Origin of the sequence: Citrobacter sp. JGM124, from assembly GCF_018257795.1 — a bacterium.
In the GTDB taxonomy this organism is placed as follows: Bacteria; Pseudomonadota; Gammaproteobacteria; order Enterobacterales; family Enterobacteriaceae; genus JGM124.
The window spans coordinates 1-12,803 of sequence record NZ_JAERJD010000013.1 but is presented as its reverse complement, the minus strand read 5'-3'; the positions used below and the strand labels follow the sequence as shown (position 1 = coordinate 12,803).

Here is a 12,803-nt window from a genome sequence, read left to right as displayed (position 1 = left end):
GTCATTCCTATCTTCTCTAACATCAAATTGAGGCAACATTATGGGTAGTATCGGTATTTGGCAGCTCGTTATTATTGCCGTTATTGTGGTGTTACTGTTTGGCACCAAAAGGTTGGGTTCGATTGGTTCCGACTTAGGCGCTTCGATTAAGGGCTTTAAAAAAGCAATGAGCGAAGATGATGCAAAAGACAAAGATGAAGTGAAAGATAAACCAGCACCAGATGCTGATTTTGCAGCTAAGTCTTTATCTGATAATCCTGGCGACGTGAAAAAAGACGACGCTAAGAATAAAAAAGAACAGGCATAAACCGTGTTCGATATTAGTTTTGGCGAACTCTTAGTCGTCTTCGTGCTGGGCTTGATTGTTCTGGGGCCCCAGCGCTTGCCCGTGGCTGTCAAAACCGTGGTTGGCTGGATACGTGCTTTACGCTCCCTGGCTACGAGTGTACAACATGAGCTGGCGCATGAGCTTAAGCTGCAAGAGCTACAGGACAGCCTGAAAAAGGTTGAAAAGGCCAGCATGAACAACCTGACGCCGGAATTAAAAGCATCAATGGATGAGTTGCGCGAAGCGACAGAGTCCATGAAGCGCGCCTATTCACCTTCAGCACGGGACCCTGAGCAGGAGAGCGATGAGGCTCATACCATTCATCATCCGGCAACAGCAAAGCCCAGTGAAGAGATGGAGTCGGCCGCTGTAGCGGAAGCTCACCCAGATAAGGTTGTATCATCCGCCGCACAGGAAGACTCAGAATCCCCCGTTGCCGGGCCTCCGTTGCAAGCGGTGTCGGTTCCTGAGCCCACAAAAAATCCTGAGCCAACGCAACCACTGAGCGAAAAACGTTAATCATGGCCGTAGAAGAAACTCAGCCGCTCATCAGTCATCTGATAGAGCTGCGTAAACGTCTGTTAAACAGTATCATCGCGGTACTGGTGGTTTTTTTGGCACTGGTTTACTTTGCCAATGATATCTATCAGTTAGTGGCAGCCCCGCTGATTGAGCAAATGCCTCTCGGTTCGACAATGATAGCCACGGATGTCGCGTCACCGTTCTTTACGCCAATCAAGTTAACCATATATGTATCCGTATTTTTGGCTGCGCCTGTTATTCTCTATCAAGTTTGGGCTTTTGTCGCCCCGGCACTGTATCGGCATGAACGTAAGCTATTAATGCCTTTGCTTTTTTCAAGTACCTTTTTGTTCTATATCGGGATCGCTTTTGCCTATTTTGTGGTGTTTCCTCTGGCCTTTGGTTTCTTAACGAAAACAGCGCCAATTGGGGTCGTCGTTTCTACTGATATCGCCAAGTATCTTGATTTTGTAATGACGCTTTTTATGGCGTTTGGTGTCGCTTTTGAAGTCCCTATCGCCATTATCCTGTTATGCTGGATGGGTGTGACAACCCCGGAGTCACTGAAACAAAAACGTCCATATATGTTGGTCGGGGCGTTCGTTGTTGGAATGTTACTGACCCCACCTGATGTATTTTCACAAACGCTACTGGCTATCCCGATGTATTGCCTGTTTGAGGTTGGTATTCTGTTCTCACGTTTTTATGTCGGTAAGGGACGGGCTGACGCGGACGAAGACAGCTCTGAAGAGAGCGCAAAATAACCTGACTATTACGGTTAAATAGAGCTGGAGGGGAGGATCAACGGTCAGCCCCTCGCTGGCTATTTTTCTTGTGTTGAAAAATCTTATTATTCAATACGTTGTCAACAGACCGAGACTATTCAATGGAACAGTTGTCGTTTGGAGAATGTCATGTTTGATATCGGTATCAATCTTACCAATTCCCAATTTACTCAAGATTATGCAGAAGTCATTGCCCGTGCTCATGGAGCGGGTGTTAACGGCATGATATTAACCGGAACCAGTCTTGAAGATAGTGCTCAATCCCTGGCTCTGGCCCAGGAGTTTGAGCATTGTTGGGCGACAGCGGGCATCCATCCCCATGAAGCCAGTAGCTGGAATGAAACTACTGCTGAGGCCATTCGTCAGATGGCAAATGCCCCACAAGTTGTAGCCATTGGCGAATGTGGGCTTGATTTCAATCGTAACTTTTCGACTCCCGCAGACCAGGAACGCGCATTCACGGAACAGCTGGCGCTGGCGACCGAGATGATGATGCCGGTTTTTTTACACTGTCGTGATGCCCATGACCGCTTCCTTGCTTTGCTCGACCCTTGGCTTGAATGGTTACCGGGGGTTGTGGTGCACTGTTTTACCGGTACGGCATCTGAATTACATGATTACTTGCACCGAGGTTTATTCGTCGGGATTACGGGTTGGGTATGTGATGAACGCCGTGGTTTAGAACTGCGTGAGTTATTACCACTTATCCCCGCCGATCAACTATTACTGGAAACAGATGCGCCGTTTTTGTTGCCCAGGGATCTTGACCCTAAACCGTCATCCCATCGCAACGAACCCTGCTACCTGCCTCACATTGTGAATCGCGTTGCTGAATGGCGTGGGGAAGACCCCGCCTGGCTTGCGCAGGTAACAGAAGATAATGCCCGTCGTTTATTCAGACTGGGCTTTTAACCAGGAGAGAGTTAAATGAGTTACGCATTTCCCGGTACTTTCCCCGGCCGCCGCATGCGCCGGGTACGCCGTCATGATTTTAGTCGTCGCCTGGTGGCGGAAAACCAGCTGACGGTTAATGATCTTATCTATCCGGTGTTTGTCATGGAAGGACATAATCGAAAGCAGGAAATTGCTTCGATGCCGGGGGTTTATCGCTTAACCCTGGATTTACTCATTAAAGAAGCGGAAGCCGTGGCAAAATTAGGTATTCCGGTACTGTCTTTGTTTCCGGTGATTGAAGCTGATGGCAAATCACTCCATGCGGAAGAAGCTTATAACCCGAATGGCCTGGTGCAACGTGCTGTACGGGCACTTAAAGACGCAGTGCCTGAGTTAGGCCTGTTAACGGATGTCGCTCTCGATCCTTATACCACTCACGGGCAGGATGGTATTATTGATGAGACAGGCTATGTCATTAATGATGTCACGCGGGATATTCTGGTTCGCCAGGCTCTGTCACACGCTGAAGCCGGGGCCGAAATTCTCGCGCCAAGCGATATGATGGACGGGCGTATTGGTGCTATTCGCCAGCAGCTGGAAGCCGAAGGTTTGGTCAATACCCAAATTATGTCTTATGCGGCAAAATATGCTTCCTGCTATTACGGTCCATTCCGTGACGCAATTGGTTCTGCCGGTAACTTGAAAGGCGGCAATAAAAAGAACTATCAAATGGACCCGGCCAATGGCGATGAGGCTCTGCAAGAGGTCGCGCAGGATCTTCAGGAAGGGGCTGACATGGTAATGGTTAAACCTGGCATGCCTTATTTGGATGTTGTACGTCAGGTTAAAAATACATTTGGCGTTCCCACTTTTGCCTATCAGGTCTCTGGTGAGTATGCCATGCATATGGCTGCGATTCAGAATGGCTGGCTGGCAGAAAAAGAATCCATTATGGAATCGTTACTGTGTTTTAAACGCGCCGGGGCGGATGGGGTATTAACTTATTTCTCAAAGCGCGTTGCCCAGTGGCTGCATGAAGAGCATATGCAACAGCGTTGATAGTGCAGTAAGCTGTTAATTAAGCGATAAGCCCGGGGCATCTGTTAGTACCCGGGCTTTTTTGATCATAACTTACGAAAATCAGTATTTTTTATACTTTGTTTAATTTGTTTGTTTAACAGATTAAGCAATAACATAGAGCGTGTCTCACCATCCGTTTCAGCAAAAATAGCCTGTATTCCTTCAAATGACCCTTCTGTGATCATGACGGTATCCCCTGGACAGGGCGTTTCTGGATCAATGATCGTATCGTGTTCTGCCTGCATCAATTCTTCAATAACGGCTTCTGGAACTGTTGCCGGTTGTGTACCAAATCGAACAAAGTGGCTGACACCCCGTGTCGCATTTATGGTGGTGGTATGAATCGATTCGGGATCAAAGGCAACGAACATGTAATTAGGGAACAAGGGTTCACTGACCACGGATCTTTTGCCCTGCACGACTTTTTCAATGGATATAAAGGGCGTGAGGCATGTGACCGTCTGCCGTTCAAGATGTTCTTTGGCGCGTAGTAGCTGGCCACGTTTACAGTACAAAAGATACCAGGATTTCATAAATTCTCTTTTTGATTCACCATGCCATCAGACGAATAATACACCGTATCTCATGGGGTATCCCCTCAATAAATGGCACTTTTTAGCCACCTGTCGGGGAGTATTGATGCTAATTTGACAAAAATACAGCATGGTGCCAATGAAGTAAGTCCGTATAATAGCAGTAACATCCCTATCTTAATAAATCACATGAAATACGACGATCTACGTGACTTCCTGGAATTGCTTGAGCAACAAGGCGAGCTAAAACGTATCAAATTACCCGTCGATCCACATCTGGAAATGACTGAAATTGCTGATCGTACTTTACGTGCGAACGGGCCTGCGTTGCTATTTGAAAATCCTAAAGGTTTTGAGATGCCTGTGCTGTGTAACCTGTTTGGCACGCCAAAACGCGTCGCCATGGGGATGGGGCAGGAGGACGTCTCAGCATTACGGGAAGTCGGTAAGCTACTGGCATTTTTGAAGGAGCCAGAGCCCCCGAAAGGGTTCCGGGACTTGTTCGATAAGCTTCCCCAGTTTAAACAAGTGCTCAATATGCCGACTAAGCGTTTGCGTGGCGCGCCTTGTCAGGAGCGTATCTTTGAAGGGAATGAAGTCGATTTAACCCGCTTACCGATTATGACCTGCTGGCCTGATGATGCTGCCCCGCTAATTACTTGGGGATTAACGGTTACTCGAGGCCCTCATAAAGAGAGACAGAATCTTGGCATATACCGTCAGCAGCTGATTGGTAAGAACAAACTGATTATGCGCTGGCTATCCCACCGGGGAGGAGCACTGGATTTCCAGGAATGGTGTGCCGCAAACCCTGGGGAGCGTTTTCCGGTCTCTGTTGCATTAGGAGCTGACCCTGCGACGATTCTTGGTGCGGTAACACCCGTTCCCGACACCCTGTCTGAATATGCGTTTGCCGGGCTGTTACGCGGAACGAAAACGGAAGTGGTGAAGTGTATTTCCAATGATTTGGAAGTTCCGGCCAGTGCTGAAATCATTCTCGAAGGTTACATTGAACCGGGTGAACTGGCCCCAGAGGGGCCTTATGGTGACCATACGGGTTACTATAATGAGATAGATAATTTCCCGGTATTCACTGTCACACATATAACTCAGCGGAGTGATGCGATTTATCACTCTACTTATACCGGTCGTCCGCCGGATGAGCCTGCTGTTCTGGGTGTTGCACTGAATGAAGTGCTCGTACCTATATTACAGAAGCAATTTCCGGAAATTATCGACTTTTATCTTCCACCAGAAGGTTGTTCTTATCGTCTGGCTGTTGTTACTATCAAAAAGCAGTACGCGGGCCATGCAAAACGCGTCATGATGGGCGTGTGGTCGTTCCTGCGTCAATTCATGTACACCAAGTTTGTTATTGTCTGCGATGACGATATCAATGCACGGGACTGGAACGATGTTATCTGGGCAATAACCACACGTATGGATCCATCCCGTGACACAGTATTGATTGATAACACTCCCATTGATTATCTGGATTTTGCCTCACCGGTTTCCGGGTTAGGCTCAAAAATGGGAATGGATGCCACCAATAAATGGCCAGGTGAGACTCAGCGCGAATGGGGGCGTCCTATTCAGAAAGACCCTCAGGTTTGTGCGCATATAGATGCAATTTGGGATGAACTGGCTATATTCGAGAACCGTAAAGGCAGCTGAGAGATACCCTTTACACCTTAGTATTATTGACCCGATAGAGGGAGCGCATGACAACCTTAAGCTGTAAAGTGACCTCAGTAGAAGCGATAACGGATACGGTTTACCGTGTCCGCTTACTGCCAGAATCGGCTTTTTCATTTAAAGCCGGGCAGTACTTGATGGTAGTGATGGATGAGCGGGACAAACGTCCGTTCTCAATCGCATCGACTCCAAGTGAAAGCGAGTTTATTGAACTGCATATTGGTGCTTCTGAAATTAACCTTTATGCCATGGCTGTGATGGATCGTATTCTGACAACGAAAGAAGTTGTTGTTGACCTCCCACATGGTGAAGCCTGGCTGCGTAACGATGCTGATCGCCCGCTGATTTTGATTGCTGGTGGTACCGGGTTTTCTTATGTTCGCTCGATTTTGCTGACGGCACTTGAGCGTAATCCAGATCGTGAAATCGCGATTTACTGGGGAGGACGGGAAGACAAACACCTCTATGATATTTCAGAACTGAATGAACTGGCATTAAAGCACAAGAATCTGCGTATTGAAGGTGTTGTTGAACAACCGGAAGCTGGCTGGACTGGGCGGACGGGTACGGTATTAACGGCAGTATTGCAGGACTACGACACCCTGGCCGGGTATGACATTTATATTGCCGGTCGTTTTGAAATGGCAAAAATTGCTCGTGATCTCTTCTGCGGTGAACACGGCGCTCAGGCTGATCACATGTTTAGCGATGCGTTTGCTTTTATCTGACATGGGGTTGCCTGTTATATGTTCCTCCGGAGTGTTAAACGTCCTGTTAACACTCCGGTGCCGCTTCACTGATGTAGGTTATACTGCGCGCTCCAGCAGCGTGGCGATTCCCTGACCCAAACCGATGCACATAGTGGCGAGACCAAACTGTGTGTCACGGTACTCCATCAGGTTTAGCAAGGTCGTCGTGATCCGTGTGCCTGAACAGCCTGACGGATGACCCAGTGCAATAGCACCGCCATTCAAGTTGATTCGTTCATCTATTTGTTCCATCAACCCAAGGTCTTTAATACAAGGCAGAATTTGTGCTGAAAAGGCCTCATTCATTTCAAACAATCCAATATCCTGTATTGTCAGCCCCGCTTTTTTCAATGCTTGTTGTGAGGCAGGTACCGGACCATATCCCATGGCTGACGGGCTGCACCCAGCTACAGCCATGGAACGAATATAGGCCCGGACTGGCAGCGCCAGCGATTTCGCCCGATGTTCGCTCATCACCAGCATTGCTGAAGCCCCATCAGCCAGGGCGGAGGTGTTTCCAGCTGTCACGGTTCCATTTCGTGGATCAAAGGTGGGTTTTAATTCTGCAAGTTCTTCTATTGTGGTGTGTGGGCGAATGACCTCGTCAAAACTGACCATCGTCAGAGCCCCACTGGCATCATGTCCCTGGGTGGAAATAATTTCATTGGCGAAGCGGCCTGTTTGTGTCGCGGTCCAGGCACACTGATGGGAGCGGACCGCAAACTGATCCTGCATCTCACGGCTGATTTTGTGCATGTAAGCCAGCATTTCTGCGGTTAAGCCCATCATCCCAGTAGACTTCGCTATTTCACGGTTGAGCCCTGGAGGAAAGCCAGCACCTTGGTTCATGGGGATATGCCCCATATGCTCTACTCCACCGACCAGGCAGGCATGGGCACCACCTGTCTGAATGATTCTGGCGGCATTGTGCAGGGCTTGCATTGATGACCCACAAAGTCTATTAACAGTGACAGCGGGAACCGTATGGGGAATATCTGCTAACAGTGCCGCATCGCGAGCAATATTAAAGTCTTGCTCAAGCGTTTGCTGAACACAGCCCCAATAAATATTATCCACCTCGGCGGCAGGGAGCGACTGATTACGGGTGAGCAGGGCGCGCATAAGATGAGCGGACAGGTCTTCAGCCTGAATATGACGGAATACTCCATCTTTAGATCGCCCCATAGGGGTACGAATAGCATCAACAATAACCACTTTCTCCATCATCATTCCTTGATATTCCTGAGATACTTTTTAAGTCATAGCCAGGTGAATAGGTTCAACTGGTGGGTAAGGTAATAAGGTTTATTGGCCAGGGCTATGATTTACATCTGTTCTGGGTAACCAGAAGATAAATCAGATCCATTGACCAGCCAGACACACATTCACCACCCGGGGAATGAATGGTGTCTTATCACTAAAAAAATTGGTACGAATAACGCTTCGGGACGATCAGAAAGCCTGCTGGTGGTATGCCACCAGATGGTAGGTTGCGGGGTTGGAAACGGGAAAGGTGAGAAGAGCGTACTAATATCGACGTCAACAACAAAAGCAGACTTAGCTGAACACGATGACCCTCCATTAAAGGATGACTGATTGCCAAGTATCGTTGGTTCGTCACTAAAGCGGTTAAGGGGATCCGTATGTAATATATTCACTATTCCTGAGGCATCCAATACCAGTACTGCAATCCTTTCTTTAGCCAGTCGAGATGTAATACTCCACCTTAACAGCAACTGTCAGTCTCCTGAAGCCAGTCATAATTACTGGTCATACCAGGTAAATGTAGTGTGTGTCTTGTGTTAATAAAATGCAATTTCATCTTTAAATAATTGCTGGCCAGGTCACAGGTAGTGGAAATAACTCGGTGTCTGGCGCGGTGTGTTAATATGCAATATGTTCAGTTCACAGAATAGAAAGGTAAATTATGGAATCGCTGGCTACGCTTTATCACCATCATATTGAAACCTTACAACAACGAACCCGCGATGCGCTTGCGCGTTCTGATCTTGATGCTCTGCTGATTCATTCAGGGGAGTTGATTAATGTGTTTCTTGATGACCATCCTTACCCCTTTAAAGTCAATCCGCAATTTAAAGCTTGGGTACCCGTTACGCAGGTTCCTAATTGCTGGTTACTGGTGGATGGTGTGAATAAGCCAAAGCTGTGGTTCTATCTTCCGGTTGATTACTGGAATTGTGTTGAGCCTTTGCCTACAGCCTTCTGGACTGAAGAAATTGAGGTTGTTGCTTTACCTAAAGCAGAGGGCATTGATCGTTTATTACCTGCCGATCGTAGCAACGTTGGTTATATTGGTCCGGTGCCTGAACGTGCATCACAACTGGGTATTCGCGCCAGCAATATTAATCCAAAAGCGACTATCGATTTTTTGCATTATTATCGTGCTTTTAAAACGGATTATGAGCTCTCCTGTATGCGTGCGGCTCAAAAAACTGCGGTGACAGGCCATCGTGCTGCTCATGAAGCTTTTTTGTCGGGGATGAGCGAGTTCGATATTAATATGGCTTATCTTACCGCGACAGGGCATCGTGATACTGATGTACCTTACGGCAATATTGTGGCGCTCAATGAGCATGCTGCCGTTCTGCATTACACCCGTCTGGACAATCAGCCACCTGCCAAAATACGCAGTTTCTTACTGGATGCTGGTGCTGAGTATCATGGTTATGCCGCCGACCTGACTCGAACCTGGGCCATGCAGGACGGTAGTGACTATGCTCAGTTAATCAAAGACATGAATGCTGAACAGTTGGCACTGATAGACACAATGAAAGCCGGTGTTCGTTACACTGAATACCATTTTCAGTTCCATCAGCGCATCGCTAAATTATTGAGCCGTCATCATTTAGTGACGGGTATCAGTGAAGAGGCCATGGTCGAAACAGGTATCACCAGTCCTTTCATGCCTCATGGTATCGGTCACATGCTGGGCTTACAGGTACATGATGTGGGTGGTTTTATGCAGGATGACAGTGGAACGCATCTTGCCGCACCGGAGGCATATCCTTACCTGCGTTGCACACGTATTCTTGAGCCACAGATGGTATTGACCATTGAGCCTGGTATGTACTTTATTGAATCGTTATTAGCCCCATGGCGTGAAGGCCAATACCGTCAGCACTTTGACTGGCAGCGTATTGATGCCATGAAACCTTTCGGTGGTATTCGTATTGAAGATAATGTGATTATCCATGCCCATGGGGTCGAAAATATGACACGTGACCTGAAGCTTGCATAATGGAAAGCTGGCTGATACCTGCTGGACCTGTCACGTTTAGCGAGGAGATAAAGAAGAGCCGCTTTATCACGCGACTGGCCCATACAGATGGGATTTCAGCGTGTAAAGCGTTTCTTGAACAAACAAGAATCGACTATCCTGATGCCCGGCATTATTGCTGGGCTTGGGTGGCAGGTATTCCGAATGACTCTCAAATGCTGGGCTTTTCGGATGATGGAGAGCCCGCCGGTACAGCCGGAAAACCGATCCTGGCTCAATTGCAGGGCAGTGGCATTGGCGAAATAACCGCCGTGGTAATACGTTATTATGGCGGTGTTAAACTGGGTACGGGTGGCCTGGTAAGAGCCTACGGTGGTGGGGTACAACAGGCGCTTAGTCAATTACCGACGGAGCGCAAAGTCGCGTTAACTGAATATACTTTGCAGTGTGACTACTCTCAGCTGACTGGTATCGAAGCATTGTTAAAACAGGCGGGGGGGCTTATCGTCGAAAGCGATTTCCAGGCAATGATTATGCTGAAGGTTGCATTACCGCAGACTCAGCTGGCAATCTTCAATGCTAAACTTGGCGACCTGAGCCGCGGTTCACTGCGATTATCGCCGCGATGATCATCATATCTCTTCTTATATTTACTCATGTTTAAGGACGCGGCTGAAAAATGCATTTTCGTGCCATAACCCGAATTGTCGGCCTGCTCATTATCCTCTTTTCTGGCACCATGATATTACCTGGCTTAGTGGCGCTCATTTACCGTGATGGGGCCGGCCGTGCTTTTACGCAGACCTTCCTGGTCGCTATTATTATCGGTACTTTTCTCTGGTGGCCTAACAGACGCAGTAAAAGCGAGCTAAAACCCCGGGAAGGCTTCCTGATCGTTGTATTGTTCTGGACGGTGCTGGGTAGCGTCGGTGCGTTGCCTTTTATTTTTGCTGAACGACCTAATCTGACGATTACCGATGCTTTTTTTGAATCGTTTTCCGGTTTAACCACCACGGGAGCGACAACCCTAGTGGGGCTTGACACTTTACCCCACGCGATTTTGTTTTATCGCCAGATGCTTCAGTGGTTCGGGGGGATGGGGATCATCGTACTGGCGGTGGCAATTCTTCCTATATTAGGTGTCGGGGGGATGCAGCTTTATCGCGCAGAAATGCCCGGGCCCCTGAAAGATAATAAGATGCGCCCACGAATAGCCGAAACAGCAAAAACACTCTGGTTTATCTATGTCTTGCTCACCATCGCCTGTGCACTGGCACTGTGGTTTGCGGGTATGTCGGCATTTGATGCTATTGGGCACAGTTTTGCGACGATTTCGATAGGTGGGTTTTCTACCCATGATGCCAGCGTAGGCTATTTTGATAGCCCGACAATTAACACTATCATTGCCATCTTTCTGCTCATTTCTGGCTGTAATTATGGTTTGCACTTCTCTTTACTCAGTGGTCGCAGCCTGAAGGTGTATTGGCGTGACCCCGAATTCCGGATGTTCATCACGGTGCAGCTGACACTGGTTGCGGTCTGTACTCTGGTTTTGTGGTTTCACAATACTTATCAACTGGCAGTGCAAACAATTAATCAGGCCTTCTTCCAGGTTGTGTCGATGGCAACCACCGCCGGCTTTACTACCGATAGCTTCTCGCGCTGGCCGCTCTTTTTGCCAATGCTGTTGCTCTGTTCAGCTTTTATTGGTGGCTGTGCCGGTTCAACGGGGGGAGGCTTAAAAGTTATTCGTATCCTGTTGTTATTCAAACAGGGAAACCGTGAATTGAAAAGACTGGTTCACCCAAATGCGGTCTACAGCATTAAGCTGGGTAACAGGGCATTGCCAGAACGTATTATTGAAGCTGTATGGGGCTTTTTTTCCGCCTATGCACTTGTGTTTATCGTTAGCATGCTGGCGATTATTGCCACGGGCATAGATAATTTTTCGGCATTTGCTTCAGTGGTTGCTACGCTGAATAACCTTGGTCCTGGCCTTGGCGTAGTAGCGGATAACTTTGCCAGTATGAATTCGACGGCAAAATGGATCCTGATTGTGAACATGCTATTTGGACGCCTTGAAGTCTTTACTTTATTAGTGCTATTCACGCCAACATTCTGGCGAGAATAAAGGGAGCATATGTGAAAACCTTAATTCTGTATTCGACCCGTGAAGGTCAAACTCGTGAGATAGCAACCCGTCTCGGTACTGAGCTGCAAGCATTGGGCCGGGAAAGTGATGTTCTCAATCTGCATGGGTGTGATGATATTCCCTGGGGGGAGTATGACCTGGTTGTGATCGGTGCTTCTATTCATTACGGCCATTTTAACCGTTCAGTAAATCAATTTATTGCAAAGTATCAGCAGCAGCTTAATAAGGTACCCAGTGCCTTTTTCTCTGTAAACCTGGTCGCACGCAAGCCGGAGAAGAGTACGCCGGAGACCAACGCCTATACGCGTAAGTTTCTGGAAAACTCCCCGTGGCATCCAAGTTACTGTGCTGTTTTCGCTGGTGCTCTGCGTTATCCGCGTTATGGCTGGCTGGACAAGTTAATGATTCGCCTAATTATGAAAATGACAGATGGCGAAACAGACACCAGTAAAGAGGTGGTTTATACCGACTGGCAGCAAGTCTCACAGTTTGCGGCTGAAATAGCCAAATTAACCCGTAATGTGCGGGCTTAATGAGCATATTGTTGAAAAAGAACCCACTCGGTAAATTATTTTAAAATAGGGGTTGTCAGCTGAGAATAACTCCCTATAATGCGCCTCCATCGACACGGAACATGTGAATCACTTCACAAATTAACGTGAACGATAAGAGTTAAAAATCCTGAAGTTAGGGGTTGACTCTGAAAGAGGAAAGCGTAATATACGCCACCTCGCGACAGCAAGCTGAAAAGCACAGTCGCACTGCTCTTTAACAATTTATCAGACAATCTGTGTGGGCACTCGCAGGATTGATATCTACAGTACCTT

General features: G+C 47.7%; 13 protein-coding genes. 11 read left to right on the top strand and 2 right to left on the bottom strand.

What is annotated here, in order from left to right:
- Window positions 1–40: 40 nt before the first annotated feature.
- The 5 genes from JK154_RS16135 (at window position 41) to hemB (ending at window position 3,588) form a co-directional block, all read left to right on the top strand.
- The gene (locus tag JK154_RS16135) at window positions 41–307 is read left to right on the top strand and encodes a Sec-independent protein translocase subunit TatA (RefSeq protein WP_211993592.1); all 267 of its coding nucleotides are present in this window, start codon (window positions 41–43) and stop codon (window positions 305–307) included.
- 3 nt (window positions 308–310) lie between these two features.
- Window positions 311–847, top strand: a complete 537-nt coding sequence (gene tatB, locus JK154_RS16130; RefSeq protein WP_211993590.1) for a Sec-independent protein translocase protein TatB — start codon at window positions 311–313, stop codon at window positions 845–847.
- 2 nt (window positions 848–849) lie between these two features.
- Window positions 850–1,614 carry a Sec-independent protein translocase subunit TatC gene (gene tatC / locus JK154_RS16125; protein ID WP_211993588.1) on the top strand — a complete coding sequence of 255 codons (765 nt, stop codon included), beginning with the start codon at window positions 850–852 and terminating at the stop codon, window positions 1,612–1,614.
- Window positions 1,615–1,764: 150 nt separating this feature from the next.
- A complete protein-coding gene (tatD, locus tag JK154_RS16120) occupies window positions 1,765–2,547 on the top strand; it encodes a 3'-5' ssDNA/RNA exonuclease TatD (protein ID WP_211993587.1) in 783 nt (260 codons plus the stop codon).
- A 15-nt stretch (window positions 2,548–2,562) separates the two neighbouring features.
- On the top strand, window positions 2,563–3,588 hold the full coding sequence (gene hemB / locus JK154_RS16115; RefSeq protein WP_211993586.1) for a porphobilinogen synthase: 1,026 nt from the start codon (window positions 2,563–2,565) through the stop codon (window positions 3,586–3,588).
- 65 nt (window positions 3,589–3,653) lie between these two features.
- Here the strand turns inward: hemB and rfaH are convergent, their stop codons facing one another.
- Window positions 3,654–4,142 carry a transcription/translation regulatory transformer protein RfaH gene (rfaH, locus tag JK154_RS16110; protein ID WP_211993585.1) on the bottom strand — a complete coding sequence of 163 codons (489 nt, stop codon included), beginning with the start codon at window positions 4,140–4,142 and terminating at the stop codon, window positions 3,654–3,656.
- Window positions 4,143–4,322: 180 nt separating this feature from the next.
- On the opposite strand from rfaH, the gene ubiD reads away from it, so the two are divergent.
- Window positions 4,323–5,816, top strand: coding sequence for a 4-hydroxy-3-polyprenylbenzoate decarboxylase (gene ubiD, locus JK154_RS16105; RefSeq protein WP_211993715.1), 1,494 nt, complete (start codon window positions 4,323–4,325; stop codon window positions 5,814–5,816).
- Between the two features lie 47 nt (window positions 5,817–5,863).
- Window positions 5,864–6,565, top strand: coding sequence for an NAD(P)H-flavin reductase (gene fre / locus JK154_RS16100; RefSeq protein ID WP_211993584.1), 702 nt, complete (start codon window positions 5,864–5,866; stop codon window positions 6,563–6,565).
- Between the two features lie 78 nt (window positions 6,566–6,643).
- Here fre and fadA read toward each other — a convergent pair whose 3' ends face one another.
- Window positions 6,644–7,810, bottom strand: a complete 1,167-nt coding sequence (fadA, locus tag JK154_RS16095; RefSeq protein ID WP_211993712.1) for an acetyl-CoA C-acyltransferase FadA — start codon at window positions 7,808–7,810, stop codon at window positions 6,644–6,646.
- 703 nt (window positions 7,811–8,513) lie between these two features.
- Between fadA and pepQ the strand changes: the two genes are divergently transcribed.
- The 4 genes from pepQ to hemG are packed head-to-tail and all read left to right on the top strand — an operon-like array spanning window position 8,514 to window position 12,509.
- A complete protein-coding gene (gene pepQ / locus JK154_RS16090; RefSeq protein ID WP_211993583.1) occupies window positions 8,514–9,845 on the top strand; it encodes a Xaa-Pro dipeptidase in 1,332 nt (443 codons plus the stop codon).
- Window positions 9,845–10,453, top strand: a complete 609-nt coding sequence (locus tag JK154_RS16085) for an IMPACT family protein (protein WP_211993582.1) — start codon at window positions 9,845–9,847, stop codon at window positions 10,451–10,453. The genes pepQ and JK154_RS16085 overlap by 1 nt, the downstream gene beginning before the upstream one ends.
- 50 nt (window positions 10,454–10,503) lie before the next feature.
- Window positions 10,504–11,955, top strand: coding sequence for a Trk system potassium transporter TrkH (trkH, locus tag JK154_RS16080; protein ID WP_211993581.1), 1,452 nt, complete (start codon window positions 10,504–10,506; stop codon window positions 11,953–11,955).
- 11 nt (window positions 11,956–11,966) lie between these two features.
- Complete coding sequence (gene hemG / locus JK154_RS16075) at window positions 11,967–12,509, top strand: menaquinone-dependent protoporphyrinogen IX dehydrogenase (RefSeq protein WP_211993580.1); 543 nt, start codon at window positions 11,967–11,969, stop codon at window positions 12,507–12,509.
- Window positions 12,510–12,803 lie beyond the last annotated feature (294 nt).

What these genes read in the sequence shown, in the direction of transcription:
- tatC (WP_211993588.1), top strand. Translation starts at nt 850, where the DNA reads ATGGCCGTAGAAGAAACTCAGCCGCTCATCAGTCATCTGATAGAGCTG.
- fre (WP_211993584.1), top strand. Translation starts at nt 5,864, where the DNA reads ATGACAACCTTAAGCTGTAAAGTGACCTCAGTAGAAGCGATAACGGAT.
- hemB (WP_211993586.1), top strand. Translation starts at nt 2,563, where the DNA reads ATGAGTTACGCATTTCCCGGTACTTTCCCCGGCCGCCGCATGCGCCGG.
- trkH (WP_211993581.1), top strand. Translation starts at nt 10,504, where the DNA reads ATGCATTTTCGTGCCATAACCCGAATTGTCGGCCTGCTCATTATCCTC.
- pepQ (WP_211993583.1), top strand. Translation starts at nt 8,514, where the DNA reads ATGGAATCGCTGGCTACGCTTTATCACCATCATATTGAAACCTTACAA.
- fadA (WP_211993712.1), bottom strand. Translation starts at nt 7,810, where the DNA reads ATGGAGAAAGTGGTTATTGTTGATGCTATTCGTACCCCTATGGGGCGA.
- JK154_RS16135 (WP_211993592.1), top strand. Translation starts at nt 41, where the DNA reads ATGGGTAGTATCGGTATTTGGCAGCTCGTTATTATTGCCGTTATTGTG.
- tatD (WP_211993587.1), top strand. Translation starts at nt 1,765, where the DNA reads ATGTTTGATATCGGTATCAATCTTACCAATTCCCAATTTACTCAAGAT.
- rfaH (WP_211993585.1), bottom strand. Translation starts at nt 4,142, where the DNA reads ATGAAATCCTGGTATCTTTTGTACTGTAAACGTGGCCAGCTACTACGC.
- JK154_RS16085 (WP_211993582.1), top strand. Translation starts at nt 9,845, where the DNA reads ATGGAAAGCTGGCTGATACCTGCTGGACCTGTCACGTTTAGCGAGGAG.